Source organism: Akkermansia sp. 54_46 (assembly GCF_001917295.1).
GTDB classification, from domain to species: domain Bacteria; phylum Verrucomicrobiota; class Verrucomicrobiia; order Verrucomicrobiales; family Akkermansiaceae; genus Akkermansia; species Akkermansia muciniphila.
This window is the reverse complement of sequence record NZ_MNUD01000001.1, coordinates 142,781-163,497: the sequence shown is the minus strand read 5'-3', so window position 1 is coordinate 163,497 and position 20,717 is coordinate 142,781. Positions and strand designations below refer to the sequence as shown.

Below are 20,717 nucleotides of genomic sequence, written 5' to 3'. Positions count from 1 at the left end.
TGTTCCATCATCTTGTTAAGTTGTCAGGAAGAGGGGTGATTATTGAGATTGAGTTCTGCCGGGGGGAGGGACTGGAGCAGAGCCAGGATGGGGTCCTGTGGTGCAGCGCCCATTTCCCGCTGGCGTTTGAATTCCTCCTCTTCCTGCTGCAGGGCTGCCAGTTTGGTGTCTTCCACCAGCGCCTTGAATTTGTCCGCCTGAGAGTATTCCCCGTCCTCGTCCCGGAAAACGCGGGCCAACCAGCGGCGTTTTTCTTCCGTACTGAGCAGGGGATTTTTCATGTGCCGGGGAATGTATTTTTGTCCAGCAGGTTTCCGGCAAGCTGTTCTCCATCCGCAGTGGGCCGGTAAACATAAGGGCGACCGTCTCCAATACGGTTGACATATCCCTGCGCAATGAGATCCTGCAGGATATTGGTGACGGTATTAGGGTGCAGGCGTGTGGCTTCCGTAATGGTGCTGTGGCGCCTGTACCCGGCAATGACGGCCAGGATGACCTGGGCACTGCTGAGGCGAAAGTCCAGCCTGCGGACGTTGGAGGCAAATATCTGTATGAAATCCAGTGCTTTCATGAGTATGTATTCACAATTTATTATTATGTTATTTGCTTATTATTCTCATGTTATTCACATTCTTCCGGGCAAGAGGGCGATTTGATTTTTCTCAGCAAATCCAGCAGCGGGTGGGAATCATTGGAAAAGCACTGCACCGCATTGACGGTAGCCGCCTGCGGAAGAATGATTTTATGGAATTCCTGGTTAAGATTCTGGCGCAGGCTTTGGTTGCCCGTCAGGGGCATGGCCAGTTTTTCTGCCAGCCGGGTGGCCAGTGCGTCCATGAAGAGGGGATCGAATTGGTCGGCGTTTTCAATATCGGCAATGTAGCTTAGGGGAAGCGGGGCGCAGGAAGCATGAATGCGGCGTCCCTGCATTTTCCATTCCGAGCATTCCACATCCAGCACGCGCAGGCAGTCTGCGGGCAGCGTGAATTGATAGGGGGTCAGGGAATTGGGCGCCTGTGCGGAAACGGAGTCCAGAGTGGTTTGCGTGGCGGCGAAGGTCCAGCGCGCCATGCAAAGGGTTTCCCTGCGGGCCGGATGGTAATGAAGAACGCAAAGGCGGGATGCCGTGGATTCATTGGCAATCAGCGCGTCCAGAGGTGCCTCCCCTATTTTGGAGAGGGCCGCGTTGCATATGTCCAGCGCGGATGGCGTATCCGGCTGAAGTAAGGATTCATTGATCATAGCGCCCTATGTTTTGGAGGAAACGGATGCGGAATGCATCACGTTTGGAGGCGACCTCTTTGATGCCACCAATGGCATGTATGCGTCCGGTTTTTCCTCAGGTGCATTTTTTGCCGATTTGTTTATTTGATAAATGCAAGCACTTGCCCGGATTGTCCGGGCAGGTGGAGAGAGCTCCCTTTCCTTCCATGGGAAAAGAACGCTCCCGCCGCATGGATTGTCTGTGAGGCGGGCGTCCGGCATCCTCTGGAGCCTTATATCCGGCAGAAGGGAAGGGGAATCAGTATCAACCATGAATAGAAAGCAAAAGAAATTATGGGATTTATGAAACCGTCCACACCTTCCGCTTCTGCTCCGGAGCAGACCATCCCGGTCAAGGCGGAGAGCGTGGAACAAGAAGTAGGGGAAGATTATCAGGCCCGGGAACGGCAGAGGCAGGGAATGATTTCCACCATTCTGGCGCGCCGTCATTCTTCCGCCGGGCAGGGGGAGGTCAATCCGCGGACTCTGCTTAGGAAAACTCTGGGATAGGCGCTGCCATGGAAGAAAGAACTGCGGAATTGAATTCCGTGTACAAGTCCCTGGCCGCCCAGCGCGCGCCATGGGAAACGTGGTGGGACCGTCTGAGGGATTACGTGCTGCCTCGCCGCCTGAATCGGGAAGGGGATGTTTCCCTACCCAACAGGGACGCCATGGACCGCATGACGGATACTACGGCTGTGGAGGCATGCCAGAAGCTGGCCAGCGGCCATATGTCCTATATTACGCCCAGCCATGACGTATGGTTCAAGTGGTCGGCTCCGGATGACCGGGGAGGCGACGAGGCGGAGGCCTGGTATAACCAGTGTTCGGAAATTGCCCTGAAAGAATTGTCCGTTTCCAATTTTTATACGGAGATTCATGAGTGTTTTCTGGACCGGGTGGCTTTGGGGACCGGAAGTCTGTTTACGGGCATATCCTCGGACGGAAGGCTGTTGTTTACCAATATTCCGTGCGGACAGTTCGCCTGTGCGGAGAATGCGGAAGGCCGGGTGGATACCTACGTCAGGGAGTTTACCTACACGGCTCATCAGGCACGCTCCATGTTCGGGGTGAAAGCTCTGGGGCCCAAGGCTCGGGAAGTTCTGGAGCGCGGAGGCAATCCGTATGCCACAACTCTGAGGTTTCTGCATGTTGTGCGCCCGCGCACCCGGCGCAGCCGCCGCAGGGAGCAGGCCTCCCACATGCCGTTTGAAAGCGTTTACCTGTCTCTGGACGACCAGGTGATTGTGGAGGAAGGGGGATACATGGAGTTCCCTTATCTGGTGACCCGCTTTTTGAAGTGGGGCAGCGGCCCGTACGGTCTGGCTCCCGGCAGGCTGGTGTTTCCCGCCATCCAGCAGGTGCAGTTCCTGAACCGTATTCTGGATACTCTTGGCGAGGTGGCCGCCTTTCCCCGTATTCTGGAGCTCGCCAACCAGATTGGGGAAGTGGATTTGCGGGCCGGCGGCAGGACCGTCATTACCCCGGAGGCCGCTTCCCTTCACCTTCCCCGGGAATGGGCTACGCAGGGCAGGTATGATGTTGGGATGGACCGTCTGACACAGAAGCAGGATGCGATACGCCGTGCCTATTATCTGCCCATGCTGGAGCTTTGGAGCGGGCACCGCGGCAATATGACTGCCACGGAGGTCATGGCGCGGGAGAATGAGCGCGTCTTGATGTTTTCTCCTTCCTTCACGCTGTTTGTGAGTGATCTGTATTCCACAATGACACGCATTTTTTCCCTGCTGTTCCGGATGGGCAAGTTTCCCAGGCCACCCCGTGCGGTATTGAGGGTAGGGAGGGACGGCTCCGTTGCCGTGGGAGAACCCAGGGTTGTCTATCAGTCAAAGATTGCCCTGGTGCTCAGGCGCTTGCAGAGTGAAGGGATGGACCGCAGCCTTCAGCGGCTGAATATGATGATGCAGGCTGCCCCGGATTTGGCGGATCATGTGGACTGGGACCACTGTTTCCGCCTGTCCGCCCGTGTGGACGGCGCCCCGGAGAGCATGCTGAGGCCCTGGGCCGATGTCCGTGCCATGCGGAAGGAACGGGCGGACCTCCAGCAGGGAGCCTCCCTGGCTCCGGCGGAAGAGGATCCTTATGCTTCCCTCAATCCTTTGCTTGACCAGTTAACCGCGATTCAAAAATGAACCAGGATACGACATTGCAGCAGGAGGCCTCCGTCCGGGAGGCCCGTCTCAAAAGGCGCCAGCTTCTCCGGGTGTTTGACACCCCGGACGGGCGTGAGGCGCTTACCTTTCTGGAAACCCGTTTCCAGACTGATTTGCCCGTTTTTCAAGGAAGTCCGGGGAATTACGACCCTCTGGACGCCATGAGGAGGGATGCCTACAGGGAGATCTTTCTGTACATCCGCCGCCAGCTTCAATTAGCCATTAAAGAAACCACAGAAGAAGAGAAAAATGATTGATTCCATTGATAACAGCATGGCCGCTCCTTTCAGGGATGCGGAGGGTTCCGGTTTCGTTTCCCCGGAGACGGACGCACTGTCCGAAACCGAAGTTCAAACTGAACCTTTTCCTCCCCTTCTGGGTGAGGACGGTGGTTTTGCTCCGGACTGGTACGCCCGGTTTGATGAGTTGAAAGGGATGGAGAAATCTCTTTCCAAGTTTAAGACGCCGGAGGCTCTGGCGAAGAGTTACGCGGAGCTGGAACGCCTGCGACGTTATCCCGGCGTGGAGAATGAAGAACAGATGGCGCGGTTCCGCCGGCTGGCCGGATTGCCGGAGTCGGAGGAAGAATATCGCCTGGAACGTCCAGAATCCACGCCGGAAAGCGAATGGAATGCTGACCTGGCAGAACGCATGGCCCGCACGGCCTATCGTTACGGAGTGCCGCCGGAGGCAATGAACGCTCTTCAGGAGACGATGGCCCAGGCATATGATGAGGCCCGCGAGCACATGGAAGATGCCCGGATGGAGATGGAAATGCAGGCGGAACAGTCCCTTCAGCAGGAATGGGGTTCCAATTATGAACGCAACATGGGCAGGGCTGCTGCCGTTCTTCGGCGGCTTGCCTCTGAAACAGGGGTGGATGCGGACGCTTTACTGGATAATCCGGGACTCGGTTCCAATCCGGATGCAATCCGCCTGTTGTACCAGGCATCACGCCTGCTTGATGAAGCTCCTCTCCATCATACAGGAAATGCGGTGCCTTCCCCCGCGGAGGAAGCCATGCGGATGGAATCGGATCCATCCCATCCTCTTTATGAGGCGTATATGAATGTGAACCATCCCAATCATAAATATGCCAATGAGTTATATGATCGTTTGACTACCCGTTAATTTCCCGGACGTTTTAACCGGTGGAGTCTCATAAAAAGCAAGCCCGGCGGAATGCTTTCCGCCGGGCTTTTAATAGTCATTGTTTCATCAGGGAAGGAGGGGGTAAGGGCTGGGGCCTTAAGCTGCCCTCCTACCATTAGCGTCCCGGGAAGGGGCTTGTGTTCAAAAAAAGTTGGAAAAACATTTTTCCCTGTATGGGAGACCAATGAGGTTAAATACTCATTATATCTTTCACTGTAAGTGAGTAAAGATAGGATTATCCCGTATTTTTCTTATCAACGCAAACTTTTGCATTAACCGTCTCTTTATGCCGGCATTTTTCAATTGAGCCTGTTACGGGGAAAAGAAGATGCTATGTCTATTAACTGGAGGGAGGCAATGAAAAACCCCGTCCGGAAAGGAACGGGGTTTTAAGAAAAATGGTACGCGGTATAGGATTTGAACCTACGACCTCCACCATGTCAAGGTGTTGCTCTACCACTGAGCTAACCGCGCGTTTGTAAGTGCGGGCGGATTATTACCCGATTAAGGAGGAAAGAGCAATACTTTTTTTGAGAACGCCTCATTTTGGGGACAGGGGACGGAAGCGTTCCTTCTAGGAAAAAGACACCGATTTCTCTTCCTATACAAAGTATTTCTGCTAGTCTGAGAGGAACATTTCACAGAGTATGATGAACAGACATTTTATTTTTGCATTGTGTACTGTGCTGGGGTTCAGCGTTTCCGGCATTTCCATGGCTCAAAGCGTTCCCACGGACAAGGAAGCCGCAGCCAAGGCTGCCAAGGCGGCGAAAGTGAAATTCCGCTGGGGCAAGAGCCTGAAAAGCGCTCAAAAGCAGGCGGAGGAAACCGGCCTTCCCATTGTTCTTCTTTTCACGGGAACGTCCTGGTGCGGCTTTTGTGTTAAGCTGGAGAAAGAAATCCTTTCCAAAAAGGACTTCAAACAAGGCATGGACGGCGTGGCCATTGGCGTCAAATTTGAGTTCGGCAGTTCGGATTTCAGCAAGTCCAAGGAAGCCAAGACGTATAACATTACCGGCGTGCCGGCCATGGTGGTGGTGGATGCGGATGGCAAGGAGCTGGGCCGCACGGGTTATGTTCCCGGCCGTACTCCCGCCCAGTACGTTGAATTTTTCAAGAAATACGCACCCAAGACTGCGGAAGGCAAGTAAGGCAGGTGTTCCGGAGAGGAGCTTGATTAACAGGAGCGGCGGACGAGAATCCGGCGCTCTTTTTTTGTTCCGGCAAGAGAGGCTGGAAATTTGTTCGCTGGACTGCTTTAAGGCCACCATCGTATAAAATTTATGACAAAGCATATTGAATGAATGGGTTACGTATCAGGTCCCATCTGCATGCCTGAATTTACAAATGCATTTAGCGGATTAAAGGAAAACCGGAAACTCACCCATGGCGAATTGGTGAGAGCCATCCGGTTCATGATTGCAGCGGAATATGAAGCTATCCAGCTTTATACCCAGCTTGCAGAATCCATAGACCATAAGCTGGCCCAGGAAGTTCTGCTGGATATTTCCAATGAGGAAAAGGAACACGCGGGCGAATTTCTCCGCCTCCTCCAGGTGCTGGCCCCGGACGAGCAGGGCTTTTATGACGAGGGGATGGGGGAAACGAATGAAAAGATAGACAAGCTGAAGGCGTCCTGCCCGGACGGCGCATGCAGCAGTTCCGCCTCTCATTGACGGCGCCTTGCGTATGGTTAAAGCGCCCGGTTCCCCTGCAAAGGGGGCCGGGTATTTTCATGATGCCGGGCTTTTGCTTCCAGCTCGGCCGCGCAGCGGGCGCAGAAGGCAATGCAGCGTTCACAGGGGCGGGAGGCGTAATAGGCGGCAGTCCTTTCTCCGGGGCGCGCCGTTTCCGCTGCCAAGCTCTCCGGAGACAGCCCCAGTAGTTCCCGGCAGTAAAGAGTGCCGAATTCCTGTTTGAAGGAGGCGGCCAGGGATTGGACTAGGGAAAAGATTTTTTCCTTTTCCCCGGTTTCCGGGGAACTGTTTCCGTACAGGCTTCCCGCCAGCATGCTCATTCCGCAAAAAGCGCCGCATACCTCCCGCATGCGTCCAATGCCTGCCCCCAGGGGAGAGGACAGTTTCAGGGCCGTTTCTTCCGTCAGGCCGCAGACATCTGCAAAAGCAGCAAAAACGGATTGGGAACAATTATATCCCTGGTGGAAATAATCCAGCGCCCGGGCTGCCCGGTCTTCCTTGGAAGGGATCATGGGAAAAAGGGGGGTTACTGCTCTTTTTCTGCGGACGTGTCCGCTGCGGCTTTTTCCGGCTTGTTGCGGTCCGTCAGACGAAGCATGAGTATGTAACAGACGGCCAGAACCAGCACGGCCAGAATAAGGGGGAGACTTTCGCTCTTGACGGTGCGGATCAGCTCCTCCGGAGATTTGAGCAATTCCGGATGCCGTTCCCCGATGCGGTGCCCGTACCAGGCGAGTACCGTGCACCAGGCAAACGAGCCGAGCACGGTGACCAGGGAGAAAATGCCGAATCCCATGCGGACAATGCCGGCGGGAATGGAAATGAGGTGGCGGATGACGGGCAGAAGGCGGGCGAAGAAGACACCGGAAACTTCGTACCGCTGAAGGAAGATTTCCGCCTTTTCCACCTTGTGGGGCGGCATGAAAAAGAATTTGCCCCAGCGCATGATGACCGGGCGGCCCACGATTCGGGCCACGGCGTAGGTAATGGCAGAACCCAGCCAGGAGCCGAACGTTCCGGCAGCCACCACTCCCCAGAAGCTCATGGATGCTCCTTCCTGGGCGGACAGGATGGCCGCGGGCGGGATGACCACTTCGCTGGGAACGGGAAAGATGGAGCTTTCCATGGCCATCAGGACGATGACACCCGCATATCCCCAGTCCTGCACCCAGGACATCCAAAGTGAGATCAACTCATGCATAACGGCGCGTATCTTGCATTAAAATCCTTGAAAGGAAAGTCTTTTATTGCGTCCCGGGAACGGGGCTGGTAAGGTAGAGAGGCGTCCGGCGTGCGCCGATGCAGATAGTGATGAAGCTTTATATCATAGCAGGCGAAAAGAGCGGGGACATTCATGGCGCCCTGCTGTTGAAGAATCTGCTGCGCCTGATGCCCGGCATGGAGGTCGCAGGGCTGGGCGGCCAAGGCATGCACGCGTTATGTCCCGGCGTGGAAGACTGGGCGGATGAAGCCGCCGTTATCGGCGTGGTGGAGGTGCTCAAAAAATACGGATGGTTCAGAAGGCGTTTTCTCTCCATTCTGGAGAGGATACGGCAGGACCAGCCGGATTGCCTTGTTTTGATTGATTATCCGGGGTTCAATCTGCGGCTGGCGGAGAGGGTCCGCAAGTGTTGTCCCCACACCAAAATCGTTTATTTTATCTCCCCGCAGGTGTGGGCATGGCATCGCGGGCGCATTCCCAAGATGGTGCGCATGCTGGATTTGATGATGTGCATCTTCCCTTTTGAGGCTCCCTTGTTCCAGGAAGCCGGCCTGAGAACGGAGTTTGTGGGGCATCCCCTGGTGGATGAAATTGCATCCATCCGTAAGGAGGGCGTCCGGGAGCCGTCACTGGTCGGTCTGTTTCCCGGCAGCCGGAACCGTGAAATTGACAGGCATTTCCCGGTATTTATAGAGGTAGTGAGCCGTCTTTCCCGGGAACGGCCGGAACTGTCCTTTGAAACCGCCGCTTCCACGGAGGCTCTGGCGGAAAGAATGCGCGGCATGGCGCGGAAGGCCGGCATGCCGCCGGAGCTGTTCCACATTACGGTGGGGGGATATCATGAGCTGATGGACCGCGCCGCCGTGGGGGTAGTGGCTTCCGGCACCGCCACCATGGAGGCCGCCTTGCACCGCCTGCCGTACACGCTGGTGTACAAGGTTCCCCTGCTGACGTACTGGATGGCCCGCATGCTCATCAAGATACGCTTCATCGGCATGGTGAATATCCTGGCGCAGAAACCTGTGGTGAAGGAGCTGATTCAGTTTGATTTTACGCCGGACAAGGTGATTGGTGAAATAGAACGTCTGCTTGTTCCGGAAAACAGGGATGCCCTGCTGAAGGAAATGAAACAGGCCTCCGACAAGTTGGGGCAGGGAGGGGCGGCGGAACATGCGGCCCAGGCCGTCTGCCGCCTGTTAAAGGAATAACAGTATCTTTTAAGAATTGGAGCCGGGGAAGCGTTTTTCCGGTTCTTGATGCAGGAAAATGGGAAAGGGGGAAGAGAATAGCCCTTCAAATTCCGGAAGCAGGTCATCTGGCTCGCTTTTGACCGCCCAGTCTGAATAGTCGGAGACTGCCGTGATGCAGCAGATAAAGTCCCTGCAGCCGGGAAAAAGTCCTGAGGGTGGTTGTCCCCAATGCCGGGAGGCTTTTGAAGTCCTTCCGCCGCCATGTCTGGCCCATACGGGAAAAAGGAACTTCCGGAATGGAGACATTTCCGTAGAAAAGAGAAGCGCCGGGCGAACCCGGCGCTTCTGGTGTGTTTTACATTGGCAGCAAGTATGTCGGGCCGGGGTCAGACTACCCCCTGGTCGATCATGGAATCCGCCACTTTCACGAAGCCGGCGATGTTGGCGCCGGTGACGTAGTTGGTGAAGGATTTGTCGGAGGAGTATTCCTGGGCGTGGGCCACGGCGTTTGCGTGGATGTTGGCCATGATGGTTTTCAGCTTGTGGTCCACTTCTTCACGCGTCCAGGAGAGGCGCTGGCTGTTCTGGGACATTTCCAGGCCGGAGGTGGCCACACCGCCGGCATTGGCGGCCTTGGCCGGGCCGTACAGGATTTTGGCGGCCAGGTAGGTTTCAATGCCTTCCAGGTCCGTAGGCATGTTGGCGCCTTCCGCCACCAGGGTGCATCCGTTCTTGATGAGGGTACGGGCGTCTTCCCCGTTGATTTCATTCTGCGTGGCGGAGGGGAAGGCGCAGTCGCACGGAACGCTCCAGGGGCGCTGGCCTTCAAAGTACTGGGCCTTCGGGAACTGCTTCACGTATTCCGCAATGCGTCCGCGGCGCTTGTTCTTGAGTTCCATGACCCAGGCCAGTTTTTCCGGGGAAATGCCGTCCGGATCGTAAACATAGCCGTTGGAGTCGGACATCGTGACCGCTTTCGCGCCCAGTTCGTTAAGTTTTTCCACCGTGTACTGGGCTACATTGCCGGAACCGGACACCAGGCAGACCTTGCCCTGCAGGCCGTCGTTGCGGGTGGCAAGCATGTTCTGGGCAAAGTATACGCAACCGTAGCCGGTGGCTTCCGGACGGATGAGGGAGCCGCCCCAGTTCAGGCTCTTGCCGGTGAGAACGCCGGTGAATTCGTTGCGAATTCTCTTGTATTGTCCGAACAGGTAGCCGATTTCGCGGCCGCCCACGCCGATGTCCCCCGCGGGAACGTCCGTATCCGCGCCGATGTGGCGCTGAAGCTCCGTCATGAAGCTCTGGCAGAAGCGCATCACTTCATTATCGCTCTTGCCCTTGGGGTCGAAGTCGGAACCGCCCTTGCCGCCGCCCATGGGAAGGGTGGTGAGGGAGTTTTTGAAAACCTGTTCAAAACCCAGGAACTTCAGGATACCGAGGTTGACGCTGGGGTGGAAGCGGAGGCCGCCCTTGTACGGTCCGATGGCGCTGTTGAATTCCACACGGTACCCGCGGTTCACCTGAACCTTGCCCTGGTCATCGATCCACGGCACGCGGAACAGGATGGTTCTTTCCGGTTCCACGATCCGTTCCAGAATCGCGTGGTCTTCATACTTGGAATTCGCGGCCAAAACCGGTTCAATTGTGCTGAGCACTTCCTGAACGGCCTGGATGAATTCTTTTTCGTGGCTATGCTTGGCCTTAACCAAGTCGAGCACGCGCTGGGAATATGTCTGTGCCATCTTTTCTGTTGTTGTATTTGGGTTGACGCTTTACGCGCAGTTTTTCGCACGCGCTTTCCGTTTATCATTCCGCGAAGCGGGCTGGCAATCATTTTTTTCCCTGGCGGCTTTCAGGGGTCAGTAAGAAAATAGAAAATATGTTTATATGTTGTGATTTGTAAACTGACCCCGTTCTTGCTGATTGACGCCTGCCAGAACTGCGTGTTTCGGATGCTGGGGACATGGAGTTTGTATGCGGTTATTCGGGTTCCTGTTTCCATAAGGCGGATTTTGAATCCGGTGTCCATGCAGAATGGATGACAAAGGAAAAAATTATCAGGAACAGACAAGGCGGCAGAGATGGAATGTTACAAACAACGCTGGGTGGGAGCCATCTTGGTTTCCGCATTGGTGGCAGAAAGCCGGAATTGCCGCCATGGCTTTTTCAGTAGTTCCGGAACCGGCTGCGGCATCCGTGGGATTGCTTGGGCCGGTCTGCATGATGATGTGCCGGAGAAGGGGCTGACCTTGAGTGCTTCCTGCCGCGGGATGACGGTTTCATGCCCGGCGCATCCTTGTGGCGGGAGGAAAGTTTTTCAAATTATTCCGTGGGAGGAACGGAGGTCAGGAGCTCAGGCGCTCGATCCACGCCCTCGTTTTCAAATCCGTTTCCGCCATTTTTTTTGCCCGGTGGAGCAAGGTTCCCATGGATTTGGGAATGCCCATGTGCAGCCGGTTGCTGATCCAGGCATACGGTACCAGCGTGCTTTGCCGGACGGCCAGGGCGATGATGAGCTTGGACGGGTGACTGTAAGGCGTGACAAGCAGCTCCTCCTCCGATAGGCCGAATGCTTTCAACCCGTTTTTGACGATGATTTCCGCCTGGTATTCCCCGATCTCCGATGCGCGCATCCCCGTCGTGACGGGCTTTCTGCGCGCCAGCCGGGGAAGTTCCCCCACCAGCCTGGCACGGAAGGCGCTGGAGCCGTAGCACCAGCCCCGCTGGACGGTGCCGGGGCCAACGTGGCCGGCGGGCAGCAGGGAGCGTTCATCCATGCGTTCCGCTTCAAAGCGGCCCATCAGATGGTTGAGGTACTTTTGGCGTCCGTCCTCCGTGTCGTCGCAGCCGAAGCAGACGAGGCCGCGTTCCGGATGAATCCATTTGGGTCTTTTTGCGGGAGAGTCCAGCCATGCGGGCAGGCTCGTCCATTTGCAGCCGGAAAGGAACGTATGGCGGCGCGCCAGGCCGGACCGGGCCGGATTCAGGTGGATGTAGTCAATGATAGTTGAAAAATAGTGGGCGTTATCCGCTTCCACCACCATGGCGTGGTATCTGCCCGCGAACAGATGCCCACGCATTCGGTGGCGCGCGTTAAAACGCTGGGTATAAGCGGTCTGGAGCCATTTCATGCCATCCACCAGATTGGCGCGCGCGGTTTGGAAAAGAATGTGGTAGTGATTGGCCATCAGGGCGTAGGCGTACACGGTCCATCCGCTTCTGCGGGACGCCTCCTGAAAAGTCCGCAGAAAGATTTCTCTGTCTTCGTCATCCAGATAAATGGCGTCTCCGCGGTTGCCCTCGCTCTGCACGTGATAGACTGCTCCGGGGTATTCTATTCTCAGGGTGCGGCTCATGCCGGAAGCGTACCGGAAAAGGTCTGAAATGCAAGTTTGTTGTTATTTTTAACCTGACCCCTATTGTGAAAAAAGAAGAGGAAAAAAATACGCTTCCCGGCTCTTCCGCGTTTTCCGGAGGAAGTAAATTTTGCCGGAGAGGCTCCGGGCAAAGGTCTTTGGAAGAAGTCGGATTCACTTTCCGCAATGGCGGCAGGGCGCTTGTGCCGGGGAAAGCATGCCTTTGCCCTGTGTTTTTTCATGAACGGGATGGAGAAACATCCCCGAATACGTCGTCTCTCTGATGCCATGCCCGGATAAGGCGTGAAAGGAAGGCGGGGCGCTGCGGACACGGAGAAAGGAAAATGTCCTTTGGACGGGCCGGGTGTTCGGTTTTGAACGGACATTTCCCGTAATCCGAGGATGGAAGCGGCGTTTTTTTCCGCTATTTCAACGGATGTTAATGCGGAAAGGCAGCCCTTATTGCAGCTTTTCCCTGCGCATGATTTCGGAGAGCACCAGGTAGAGGTCCGTCTTGTTGACCACGCCCAGCAGCAGATCGTTGTTCGGGTTCACAAGGGCCAGGGATTCCGCGCAGTGGGGGCGGGAGAAAATGCCCAGGGCTTCCGGGAGGTGCATGTCCGCAGGAAGCGTAGGCATGTCGCTGCGCAGCACATCCATGGCCAGTACGGCCTGGGCCAGCTCTTTGTTGCGGGCAAAGGCCGCCACGTCTTCCGCCACCACGCTTCCCAGGTATTTGCCGGTCGGGGAAGTGACGAAGATGGGCTGGGCCGGGTTTTTAATGAGCATGGCGGCAATGGTGCCGAATTTGTCCAGGGGATGCACAACGGGCGGATCCTTGCGCGCTACATCCTGAAGCTGTACCTGGGCCAGGGGTTTGTCAAAGGTGCTTCTGGGGCCGAAGGCCAGGGAATCATGGTACATGGACTGGGCTTTGGTGAGCCTGGCCATTCCATAGGAAACCAGCACGCCGATGATCAGGGGGAACATCATTTGCCCGGCCATGGTGAATTCCACCACCAGCACCAGGGAGGTGATCGGGGCGTTCGCAGCTGTAGTGAAAAAGGCGGCCATGCCCACCAGGGAATAGGCGATGGCATGGTCCCCGGGCACCCCCAGCTGGGTAAGAGCCGCGCTGAACAGGAAGCCGCAGACGCTCCCGATAGTCAGGCTGGGGGTCAGGGCGCCCCCCACGGTTCCCACGCCGAAGACGATGGCGACGGTGAATATTTTCAGGAACAGCAGGACGGCGGCTCTCGCGGCGTCGAATTCATAATGAATGAGGGAGGTGATGATATTTTTGCCGTTCCCTACGATTTCCGGGTAAAAGATGGCGATGGCTCCCACCAGCACGCCTGCCGCCGTCAGGCGCACGGGCAGCCATTGGCGCTTGCCGTTCAGGTACCGGCGCGATTTTTTGAGGATGAGGAGCCAGAAACTGGCGACCAGGGAGGCCAGGGCTCCCAGCAGCACGCACCAGAGCACATGCTGGTTGCCCGCCAGAGAAACTTCCTGCTGGAGCTGGTAGATGGGGGCGGGTTCATGGAACAGGCCCATGGTAAAGTACCCCGCGCAGCTGGCAACCAGCAGGGGAGCCAGGAAATCAATAGTCAGCGCGCCCAGAACGATTTCACTTACGAACAGACCGCCCGCCAGGGGCGTATGGAAGGCGGAGGACATGCCGGAGGCGGCGGCGCAGGCCACTACCAGGCGCAGGCGAGGAGCTGAGAGGTGGAAGAAACGCCCCAGGGCGGAGCCCGCTACGGCGGCGGCCTGCACCAGCGGGCCTTCACGGCCGATGGATGCGCCGGAACCTACGGAGAAAACGGCGGACAGGGAACGCAGAAGGCTGGGCTTGGGAGGCACGTATCCATTGCCCAGCGCCACGGCTTCCATGTATTCCGTCGCCTTGGCCGGCACAAAGCGGTGGGTGAAGAGAAGCGTAAGCCCCGCCAAAAGGCCGCCCGCCGCCGGAACGAAGATGCACCAGGCCGGGTCCTGGCTGGCCATTTCCTGAAAGACCTGAATTTGCCTGTAGCTGGTCCGCCCCGTCAGGACGTCCTGCACCAGTTCCACGCCCATTTCAAAGACAAGGGCCATCAGGGCACCCAGCGCTCCGACGACGACCGCCCAGATGAAGATGACCTGCTTGTCCCCCAGCTTGATTTTTTCACGCAGGCTCAACGCCATGCGCAGCCATGACCAGGAAAGGCGCGTCTTTTCCGCAGGCTGGTTTTTCTTGTCCGTCATTGCAGGGCTTGTTGAAGGGACGCCAGGAGGCTGGCTTCATCTCCCGTCCATTCCCCATTGGGGCCCAAGGGGGCGTTTTTATGCCACCGCAGCAATTTCTGCATGGTGGTCAGGTAGCCGGTCACCATGGCGGCGGGCACGCCCAGCATCACAATGAGATGAGCGTTGCGGGAATCGTCCGGCCAGAGGACGCCCTCTGGGCTGATGCCTACGGTGACCTGCATGGAATCCAGCGCGCTGGTGCGTCCGTGGGGGACGGCCAGGCCGTGATCCAGATAGGTGGTCTGCGTTTCCTCACGCAGAAGAACCGCATTCTTGATGTGTCTTAGCTGTCGGTCGTCAAGGACTTCCGCCATGGAATCCGTCAGGGTTTCCAGAGCCTGTGCCTGAGTGGTTGAGGGCTGGAACGTGCGTACGTGAATTTGAAGATTGTCTGCCACCGGGTCTTCTGAAGGCTTTTGGTTTTTCATTCTATGAAGGGAGGCATGATTATCAAGGAAATTCTGGCCTGCATACGGGGGAAGGAGGTTTTCCCCCGTGAATGGGAGGCGGGAAAAAGGGGGAAGAGACCTTTCCGGAGGGGCTTTTTTGACACCATGGCGGCGGAAGAGCCTGCTTTTAGGCTTTTTCTTCAGCGGGAATGAAGCTACCCTGCCGCCATGATGCAGGATTCAGAAGTCATCAAACTCGTCAAGCCCGTACCTTCCGACCGCCTGGCAACCCAGGTGCTGGTGGCATGGTACCATGCGGTGCGCCCCAGGTGGAAAAAGCCGCTGGACCTGGCCATTACGGCCTTTTTTGTGTTGATGGCGCTGTATTCCTTTTCCCTGCGCCCTTTGCCCTTATTCGCCTGGCTGTCCCTGGCCGGGGCGCTGATGGCGATTATCCTGTCCTGGTTTTACGTCCCCTTTCTGGCAAAGGCCGCTCTGGCCGCCAATAAAAAGGTGCCCATGTACCATCAGGAAAAGGATTACGTTTTTCATGAGGATTACCTGACGTTCTCCAGCAAGGGCGTTGCCCCCATGAATATTCCCTACGACCGTTTTTCCACGTTGTGCAGGACGCGCCACGCGTTGCTGTTCCTGTTCGGCAAGAAGCTGGTGCTGTGGCTGCCGCTCCATCTCATGGATGCGGAACAGCTGGAAAGCATCATGCGCAGGTTCCGGAATCATGGCGTGGAAGTGAGGGATGTCTCCTGATGCGGAGGGGCAGCCCGCGCCTTCCTGAAGGAAGGGGCAAATTTGCCGTTTCAGCGCCTTTTTTGTTGAGCGCGGGATGAAAACGGGTAGGGTGTCTCCATGTCACGTTACCATGGAGAACAGGTTCTGGTGGTTCCCCGCGCCGCCTTTGAGGAAGCGGGCTATTTCCAGGGACACCGGGAAGGCGGGGATCATTATCTGAATGCGTTCATGAAGCCGGGCGTCGCCTCGTTCATGGACCGGGAGGCTGCGGAAAATGATCCTTCCCACAAACAGATCATCGCCTATGCCATTTTCTGCCACCAGGGCCGCATTCTGCATTACACGCGCGGAGGCTCCGGCGGCGAGGCCCGCTTGCATGACAAGGGCTCCATCGGCATCGGAGGCCATATCAATCCGGTGGACCGCCAATCCGGCCATGACGACGTTTCCACCTATCTGGCCGGAGTGGAGCGCGAAATCCGCGAGGAACTGGTTATTGACGGGAACTGCACCCAGCGGGTTCTCGGCGTGATTAATGACGATACCAATGACGTGGGGACCGTGCATCTGGGCATTGTCCACCTGTTTGAGCTGGATACGGACCGTGTGCGCGCGAATGAAGCAGCCTTGGCCAATCTCCGTTTTGTTTCTCCGGAGGAACTGTCCGGGGAAATGTTTGAGAAACTGGAGACCTGGTCTCAGCTCGCACTGGAACTGTTTAAAAACAGAGGGGCCTGATCTCCTCCCGTTCCATGAAAAACGCCCGGGGAGGGATGGATGCTTTTCCTTTTCTTCTCCGCCGTTTTTCCGCATGGGAAGCCCCCGCCGGCGTTACGCCGGCGGGGGCTTCTTTTGTCCATCAGGGCCTGAAGAAAACGAAGGGCCTCAATGGGACATTTTTCTGCGCCTCCTCCACAGGAGGGGGGCCAGTCCGGCCAGGGCCAGGGCGGCGCTTCCGGGTTCCGGCACCTGGGCGAAAAGCATGGCGGAATTGGCCTGAAGATCCATGGACATGGCCGCGTCGTACAGAACGCCGTCGTTCAGGAATTTGATGTTGTCCAGGCTGGCAGGTATCTCTGTCAGGGAGAGTGTGTAATTGCTTGTTCCCGTGATGTCCACGACGACCGCATCTGCGGTGAGCCCCTGAAGCGTCAGGGAGGCGTGTTCCCCCAGAATAAGCGTGGTCAGGTTAGAGGTTCCGTTCAGGATAAGGCTGCTTCCCGCCTCAATGGTTACGGTGAGCGCCCCGCCTAGGGAATCCAGCGAGGTGCGGGTCTGGTTGACGGCGGAAACATGGGTGAAGTTACTCAGGGAAGCCTGGAGGCTGTCCACGGTTACATAATCCAGCACCAGGCTCCTGTCTCCGCTTACATTGGTTCCGCCGCTGATGTTTCCGGCGTACTTGTCAAAGCCGTAGGCCGTCGTTCCTGAGGAAAGATTCTGGATGCGTACGGTGGAGTTTCCATCCACCGTTCCGCCGGACCCGCCGCCGGAGATGCTGCCCCAGGAGCTCCCGTTATAAAGCGTGGCCGTGTTTCCGGTGATGGTGACGGACGTGTCCCCCTGAATGGAACCCGCCTTGCCACCGGCGTAAACGTCCCCTTTAACCAGGCCTCCTGTCAAGCAAACCGAGCTTCCTGCCAGGATAGAGCCTCCCTGGCCCGCGCCGTAAACGGAACCGCTGATAACGCCGCCTGTGACGGTGACGTTGGCGCCGCCGGAAATGGAGCCTGTCAGGCCGCCGCCCATAACATTTCCGGTGACGGAGCCGCCATTGATGTAAACATGCGTGTTTCCTCCAATGGTGGTGGTTCCGATCCTGGCATTGGCGAAGATGCCGCCCATGATTTGATGGTTGAAGGTGCCGGAGTTGACCACAATGTCTACATTCCCCTGGATATCCGTGGCATAGGAGCCGACCACAGAGGAGGAATTACTGCTGGTGAAGGTGCCGAAGGAGGCGTTTTCCGCAGAGAATTCCAGATAAACGTTTCCGGTGACGCCGGCGGCGTTCACGGCACCGAAGACCGTGCTTCCGCCTGTGGCGGCATCCGTGAAACGGAGGAAGACGTTCCCGTTGAGCGTGCCGGAAGCTCCGTGAGCTCCGTACCAGGCGGAGGCCTGTCCCTCCTTGGAGATGGTCAGCCAGACGTCCCCCGTGTAGTTGCCGCTGTTCGCATAAATATGAGTGGCGTTTCCGGAGGTAATGGAGACGTTTACGGAATTCCCCGTTCCCCCTGCGGAGGAATCCGCCTGGGCGCGGGCATTAAAGGTACCGGAGCCGGCCAGATTATCAGCGGTTTTGGTGAATCCCTCCGTTTTCCACTCAATATTGCCTTCCGGTGTTCCACTCTGGGTGAAGGAGCCGGAAGAAATAAAAGACTTTTCCGCGTTAAGCGTTCCGGAAGTGGCAGGGGCATAGGAACCCGTGCCGTCCAGGGCCAGGTCGTGCAGAACAGCGGTTCCGCTGCCGTTGTATTGAATGGTGAGGCCGTTGCAGCCGGAGCCGGAGGTAACGGAAAGCGCTTCCCCAATCAGCATGTCCCCCAGCCAGACGTAATAGCCGCCTTTCAGCCCTTCCAGCTCATTGCCGCGGATATATGCCATACGCAGGTTTTCCGCATTGGCGGACATGTCCAGGGAATACAGAATGGCATCGCCCCATTTGATGTAGGCCTCATTAATATTGAGCGTGCCGTAAAAGGAGCTGTTCCCCAGGCTGATGCTGAAATCGGAGGCGGTATCCCATCCGTCTGCTGCGCCGTTTCCCAGAACCAGGTTGCAATCAAAGGTAAAGCCGTTTTGCAGATCCGTCCCTTCCGCCCAGGAATAGGAAATGGAGCTTTCCCCGGATTGCCCCAGGCTGATGCCGTTCTCGTCCACAGTGACATTGGCGAGGGAAAACCCTTTATTTTCCAACTGGCTGTTCGAGCTCCATGCGGGGGATTGCCCGCCCTGGTGAAAATTGATGGCCAGGCCGCCAGCTGCTTTTCTTTCCTGTCCGGCGGTGCGCCCCGCGTAGCCCATGGCCCTGGCGATATTGCCGGCCATAAGCAGATCTCCCTGGGCATTGGGATGGAGGCCGTCGCTGCCGGGGTTGTTGAACATGGAGCTTACGCCGTAGAACGGCGTGGAGGATGTTACGTCAATGATGCCGGCATTGACGTCAATGACCGTGACGTTCTGCCTGCCATTCCCCCATGTTTTCAGACGATCATTGTAATCAGCCACGGCCTGGTGGGTGGCGTCCGAATTGCCGTTGGAGTGCCGGGTCCAGCAGGGAATGGTAAGGATGATGACATTCGCATGTTCATTGGCCTGGAACATGGCCTCCACGATGGTGTCCATATCGTTCAGGAGGTTTTGGGAAACGGAGTCAAGGCGGTTCGCCAGCGTGGCATTGTTTCCGTCAGAAAGGAGATCGTTGGTGCCGATCATCATGAAAAAGGTATCCGGCGTATTGTCTCCGGTGAATGTCTGGCCTGAATAGGCGCTTCCGTTTGCCTTGGTGCCGGAAAGCCCCAGCCAGTTGTTAATGTTGGAGCCGTCAAACCTGCTTCCGTTGCTCCTGCCGGATATTTCCCATGCCCTGGCGCTTGCCTGAGAGGAATGTTCATTGTTGAATATCTGGCCCCCGTAGGAAGTGCCCGCAGTAACTCCCCCGGAATAATTGCCGGTTTTGACGCCTTCCGCCCGGTAGGAAATGCCGTTGTCTGTAAATATTTTATGGAGGTCCCAACGGTAGGAGGCGCTGTTGACCCCGTGGGTGATGGAATCCCCAACGAACATGACGTTTCCCAGTTCCGTGCCCGTCGGGGCAGCGGTTGCTGCGGGGAATGCCGCCGCCAGGGCAGCCAGGAGGGGGAGAGGGAGCCGGACTTTCATCAGAGCGTCAAGGAAAAATGAAAAGGATATTTGAAAAAGAGTGAAGAAAACGTCCATCCCTGAACGGAGCAGGAATGGACGCGGTAAGGAAAAAGTCAGGCCCTGCGGCGGCGCATCAGAAGGATGCCCAGGCCCAGCAGGCCCAGGGAGGCCGCAGCCGGTTCCGGAACGGAGCTCAGGGCGTATGCCGTCATCTGCTCTTCTGTCAAAACCTCCGTGTACAGATCAAAATTGTTCAGGGTATATTCCCCCGTGATTCCATTCGGGGCGGTCCATGTGTTTCCGGAGGCGTCTTTGGCGGAAAAGTTGATCTGGGTCATGTTCTGGCCGCTGAAGGTGGCTCCGCTGCTGAGGCTGCTCAGCGTGGTCAGCGTGGACATGTCGTCCCCCAGCATGGCGGAGATGGAAACATTTCCCCTGTTGAATGTGTAAAACAGGGTCAGGGGGGTGCTGGTGGAATAATCGGAAAACGTTTGCGTTTTCCAGGAAGAGGAAGCAGATGGATTTCCGTTGTAGGCAAAACCTCCGGCGCACAGAGTGAGAGTTCCGGATTCCGTAAGCTGGAATCCCAGACCTTCCAGATTTTTGTAAGAGCCGGTGTTGTAGGTAAACAGCAATCCTACGTTTGAACCTGGAGTGACTCCCAGATCGGAAATGGTGAATGCCATCGTCCAGGAGCCGTTGGCGTTTACACCAAGCGTTGTGGGTGAGGAGACGTTTAGCACATCTCCAGTAGTTCCGTTATAGGCGGTGAGGTTTTTTGAATAAGCCGCATCCAGACCGTCGATGGAAGCCCCGAAAGACAGGCCGCTTCCCATGGCGGCGACCAGGAGAGCAAGATATTTAGTCTTCATCTAAGTTATTGCAATAATTACTAAAAATGTTTCCACGTAAGAAACTTCCGCTTTTTACCGGATTCAAAATCCGTTTGCGGCATTTGATTTTCCCAACAGGGGTAAAGTTCGGAAAACCATGGCGGAAGAAATGGGACGTGAAAAGACCAGATCCCGAAAATACTACTGAAAATCAACGTATTATATTCAACAACACACTTATCGTCAATATTTTTAATTGTCGGCGGATTTTGAATCCGGCAAAAGGTGGCGCATAAGCTGTCAAAGCAGGAGATGGCTTGTCTTATTGAAACCGGCGGGATATCGGAATCAACGACCATGAATTCCTGAAAAACGCGATGAAATTGTTCTGCGGCCTGTTGATCGTGAATGAAGGGGAATTGGGGAAATTTCAACATGGCCTCCGTTTCCGCGGGGAAAAGGGAGAAGGAGTGGTTGAGGGCTTGGCGCTTTCCGGATGGGGGCGGAACAGGAAAAGAGCCCCTCCGTTGGG

General features: G+C 56.5%; 21 protein-coding genes and 1 tRNA gene. 9 read left to right on the top strand and 13 right to left on the bottom strand.

Annotated elements, in window-relative coordinates; all coding sequences use genetic code 11:
• Positions 1-23: 23 nt before the first annotated feature.
• From BHW66_RS00660 to BHW66_RS00650, 3 genes are read right to left on the bottom strand one after another with little or no spacing between them, the layout of a single operon-like run.
• Positions 24-281 (bottom strand): hypothetical protein, encoded by a 258-nt coding sequence (locus BHW66_RS00660; RefSeq protein ID WP_046435014.1) that lies wholly within the window; start codon positions 279-281, stop codon positions 24-26.
• Positions 278-571 (bottom strand): BlaI/MecI/CopY family transcriptional regulator, encoded by a 294-nt coding sequence (locus tag BHW66_RS00655; protein WP_031931492.1) that lies wholly within the window; start codon positions 569-571, stop codon positions 278-280. Before BHW66_RS00655 ends, BHW66_RS00660 begins: the two co-directional genes overlap by 4 nt.
• Before the next feature lie 50 nt (positions 572-621).
• Positions 622-1,242, bottom strand: coding sequence for a hypothetical protein (locus BHW66_RS00650; protein ID WP_031931491.1), 621 nt, complete (start codon positions 1,240-1,242; stop codon positions 622-624).
• A 324-nt stretch (positions 1,243-1,566) separates the two neighbouring features.
• Here BHW66_RS00650 and BHW66_RS00645 point away from each other — a divergent pair, with 324 nt between their 5' ends.
• Genes BHW66_RS00645 through BHW66_RS00630 form a run of 4 tightly spaced genes read left to right on the top strand, consistent with a single transcriptional unit; the run spans position 1,567 to position 4,568 of the window.
• A complete protein-coding gene (locus BHW66_RS00645; protein WP_128153555.1) occupies positions 1,567-1,773 on the top strand; it encodes a hypothetical protein in 207 nt (68 codons plus the stop codon).
• A gap of 8 nt (positions 1,774-1,781) precedes the next feature.
• Entirely contained in the window at positions 1,782-3,416 is a 1,635-nt protein-coding gene (locus tag BHW66_RS00640) for a portal protein (RefSeq protein WP_046435018.1), read from the top strand.
• Positions 3,413-3,694 (top strand): hypothetical protein, encoded by a 282-nt coding sequence (locus BHW66_RS00635; RefSeq protein WP_022197355.1) that lies wholly within the window; start codon positions 3,413-3,415, stop codon positions 3,692-3,694. Before BHW66_RS00640 ends, BHW66_RS00635 begins: the two co-directional genes overlap by 4 nt.
• A complete protein-coding gene (locus BHW66_RS00630; RefSeq protein ID WP_046435020.1) occupies positions 3,687-4,568 on the top strand; it encodes a hypothetical protein in 882 nt (293 codons plus the stop codon). The genes BHW66_RS00635 and BHW66_RS00630 overlap by 8 nt, the downstream gene beginning before the upstream one ends.
• A 420-nt stretch (positions 4,569-4,988) precedes the next feature.
• Here BHW66_RS00630 and BHW66_RS00625 read toward each other — a convergent pair.
• Positions 4,989-5,063, bottom strand: a tRNA-Val gene (locus tag BHW66_RS00625).
• A 173-nt stretch (positions 5,064-5,236) separates the two neighbouring features.
• Between BHW66_RS00625 and BHW66_RS00620 the strand changes: the two genes are divergently transcribed.
• On the top strand, positions 5,237-5,740 hold the full coding sequence (locus tag BHW66_RS00620; protein WP_012421081.1) for a thioredoxin family protein: 504 nt from the start codon (positions 5,237-5,239) through the stop codon (positions 5,738-5,740).
• Positions 5,741-5,920: 180 nt separating this feature from the next.
• Entirely contained in the window at positions 5,921-6,265 is a 345-nt protein-coding gene (locus BHW66_RS00615) for a ferritin family protein (protein ID WP_012421079.1), read from the top strand.
• Positions 6,266-6,282: 17 nt separating this feature from the next.
• Here the strand turns inward: BHW66_RS00615 and BHW66_RS00610 are convergent, their stop codons facing one another.
• Together BHW66_RS00610 and BHW66_RS00605 are read right to left on the bottom strand one after the other, a co-directional pair.
• Positions 6,283-6,798 (bottom strand): C-GCAxxG-C-C family protein, encoded by a 516-nt coding sequence (locus BHW66_RS00610; protein WP_022197352.1) that lies wholly within the window; start codon positions 6,796-6,798, stop codon positions 6,283-6,285.
• Between the two features lie 14 nt (positions 6,799-6,812).
• Positions 6,813-7,487 (bottom strand): DedA family protein, encoded by a 675-nt coding sequence (locus tag BHW66_RS00605; protein WP_031931484.1) that lies wholly within the window; start codon positions 7,485-7,487, stop codon positions 6,813-6,815.
• Between the two features lie 110 nt (positions 7,488-7,597).
• Here BHW66_RS00605 and lpxB point away from each other — a divergent pair, with 110 nt between their 5' ends.
• A complete protein-coding gene (lpxB, locus tag BHW66_RS00600) occupies positions 7,598-8,716 on the top strand; it encodes a lipid-A-disaccharide synthase (RefSeq protein ID WP_232051424.1) in 1,119 nt (372 codons plus the stop codon).
• Between the two features lie 368 nt (positions 8,717-9,084).
• On the opposite strand, the gene gdhA is transcribed toward lpxB, so the two are convergent.
• The 4 genes from gdhA to BHW66_RS00580 all read right to left on the bottom strand — a co-directional run bounded on the left by gdhA (position 9,085) and on the right by BHW66_RS00580 (position 14,774).
• Entirely contained in the window at positions 9,085-10,440 is a 1,356-nt protein-coding gene (gdhA, locus tag BHW66_RS00595; protein ID WP_022197349.1) for an NADP-specific glutamate dehydrogenase, read from the bottom strand.
• A 603-nt stretch (positions 10,441-11,043) separates the two neighbouring features.
• Entirely contained in the window at positions 11,044-12,054 is a 1,011-nt protein-coding gene (locus tag BHW66_RS00590) for a transposase (RefSeq protein ID WP_022197347.1), read from the bottom strand.
• A 459-nt stretch (positions 12,055-12,513) separates the two neighbouring features.
• Entirely contained in the window at positions 12,514-14,304 is a 1,791-nt protein-coding gene (locus BHW66_RS00585) for a chloride channel protein (protein WP_102737415.1), read from the bottom strand.
• A complete protein-coding gene (locus BHW66_RS00580) occupies positions 14,301-14,774 on the bottom strand; it encodes a PTS sugar transporter subunit IIA (protein WP_012421072.1) in 474 nt (157 codons plus the stop codon). Before BHW66_RS00580 ends, BHW66_RS00585 begins: the two co-directional genes overlap by 4 nt.
• 189 nt (positions 14,775-14,963) lie before the next feature.
• On the opposite strand from BHW66_RS00580, the gene BHW66_RS00575 reads away from it, so the two are divergent.
• Both BHW66_RS00575 and BHW66_RS00570 read left to right on the top strand, forming a co-directional pair.
• A complete protein-coding gene (locus tag BHW66_RS00575) occupies positions 14,964-15,503 on the top strand; it encodes a hypothetical protein (protein ID WP_102733292.1) in 540 nt (179 codons plus the stop codon).
• Between the two features lie 99 nt (positions 15,504-15,602).
• Entirely contained in the window at positions 15,603-16,223 is a 621-nt protein-coding gene (locus BHW66_RS00570; RefSeq protein WP_286688816.1) for a hypothetical protein, read from the top strand.
• A 147-nt stretch (positions 16,224-16,370) separates the two neighbouring features.
• Here the strand turns inward: BHW66_RS00570 and BHW66_RS00565 are convergent, their stop codons facing one another.
• From BHW66_RS00565 to BHW66_RS00555, 3 genes are all read right to left on the bottom strand, one after another.
• The gene (locus BHW66_RS00565) at positions 16,371-19,370 is read right to left on the bottom strand and encodes a GDSL-type esterase/lipase family protein (RefSeq protein WP_286688815.1); all 3,000 of its coding nucleotides are present in this window, start codon (positions 19,368-19,370) and stop codon (positions 16,371-16,373) included.
• 95 nt (positions 19,371-19,465) lie between these two features.
• Entirely contained in the window at positions 19,466-20,224 is a 759-nt protein-coding gene (locus BHW66_RS00560) for a PEP-CTERM sorting domain-containing protein (protein WP_286688814.1), read from the bottom strand.
• A gap of 20 nt (positions 20,225-20,244) precedes the next feature.
• Entirely contained in the window at positions 20,245-20,622 is a 378-nt protein-coding gene (locus tag BHW66_RS00555) for a hypothetical protein (RefSeq protein ID WP_286688813.1), read from the bottom strand.
• Between the last annotated feature and the right edge of the window lie 95 nt (positions 20,623-20,717).

What these genes read in the sequence shown, in the direction of transcription:
- BHW66_RS00660 (WP_046435014.1), bottom strand. Translation starts at nt 281, where the DNA reads ATGAAAAATCCCCTGCTCAGTACGGAAGAAAAACGCCGCTGGTTGGCC.
- BHW66_RS00655 (WP_031931492.1), bottom strand. Translation starts at nt 571, where the DNA reads ATGAAAGCACTGGATTTCATACAGATATTTGCCTCCAACGTCCGCAGG.
- BHW66_RS00650 (WP_031931491.1), bottom strand. Translation starts at nt 1,242, where the DNA reads ATGATCAATGAATCCTTACTTCAGCCGGATACGCCATCCGCGCTGGAC.
- BHW66_RS00645 (WP_128153555.1), top strand. Translation starts at nt 1,567, where the DNA reads ATGAAACCGTCCACACCTTCCGCTTCTGCTCCGGAGCAGACCATCCCG.
- BHW66_RS00640 (WP_046435018.1), top strand. Translation starts at nt 1,782, where the DNA reads ATGGAAGAAAGAACTGCGGAATTGAATTCCGTGTACAAGTCCCTGGCC.
- BHW66_RS00635 (WP_022197355.1), top strand. Translation starts at nt 3,413, where the DNA reads ATGAACCAGGATACGACATTGCAGCAGGAGGCCTCCGTCCGGGAGGCC.
- BHW66_RS00630 (WP_046435020.1), top strand. Translation starts at nt 3,687, where the DNA reads ATGATTGATTCCATTGATAACAGCATGGCCGCTCCTTTCAGGGATGCG.
- BHW66_RS00620 (WP_012421081.1), top strand. Translation starts at nt 5,237, where the DNA reads ATGATGAACAGACATTTTATTTTTGCATTGTGTACTGTGCTGGGGTTC.
- BHW66_RS00615 (WP_012421079.1), top strand. Translation starts at nt 5,921, where the DNA reads ATGCCTGAATTTACAAATGCATTTAGCGGATTAAAGGAAAACCGGAAA.
- BHW66_RS00610 (WP_022197352.1), bottom strand. Translation starts at nt 6,798, where the DNA reads ATGATCCCTTCCAAGGAAGACCGGGCAGCCCGGGCGCTGGATTATTTC.
- BHW66_RS00605 (WP_031931484.1), bottom strand. Translation starts at nt 7,487, where the DNA reads ATGCATGAGTTGATCTCACTTTGGATGTCCTGGGTGCAGGACTGGGGA.
- lpxB (WP_232051424.1), top strand. Translation starts at nt 7,598, where the DNA reads ATGAAGCTTTATATCATAGCAGGCGAAAAGAGCGGGGACATTCATGGC.
- gdhA (WP_022197349.1), bottom strand. Translation starts at nt 10,440, where the DNA reads ATGGCACAGACATATTCCCAGCGCGTGCTCGACTTGGTTAAGGCCAAG.
- BHW66_RS00590 (WP_022197347.1), bottom strand. Translation starts at nt 12,054, where the DNA reads ATGAGCCGCACCCTGAGAATAGAATACCCCGGAGCAGTCTATCACGTG.
- BHW66_RS00585 (WP_102737415.1), bottom strand. Translation starts at nt 14,304, where the DNA reads ATGACGGACAAGAAAAACCAGCCTGCGGAAAAGACGCGCCTTTCCTGG.
- BHW66_RS00580 (WP_012421072.1), bottom strand. Translation starts at nt 14,774, where the DNA reads ATGAAAAACCAAAAGCCTTCAGAAGACCCGGTGGCAGACAATCTTCAA.
- BHW66_RS00575 (WP_102733292.1), top strand. Translation starts at nt 14,964, where the DNA reads ATGATGCAGGATTCAGAAGTCATCAAACTCGTCAAGCCCGTACCTTCC.
- BHW66_RS00570 (WP_286688816.1), top strand. Translation starts at nt 15,603, where the DNA reads ATGTCACGTTACCATGGAGAACAGGTTCTGGTGGTTCCCCGCGCCGCC.
- BHW66_RS00565 (WP_286688815.1), bottom strand. Translation starts at nt 19,370, where the DNA reads ATGAAAGTCCGGCTCCCTCTCCCCCTCCTGGCTGCCCTGGCGGCGGCA.
- BHW66_RS00560 (WP_286688814.1), bottom strand. Translation starts at nt 20,224, where the DNA reads ATGAAGACTAAATATCTTGCTCTCCTGGTCGCCGCCATGGGAAGCGGC.
- BHW66_RS00555 (WP_286688813.1), bottom strand. Translation starts at nt 20,622, where the DNA reads ATGTTGAAATTTCCCCAATTCCCCTTCATTCACGATCAACAGGCCGCA.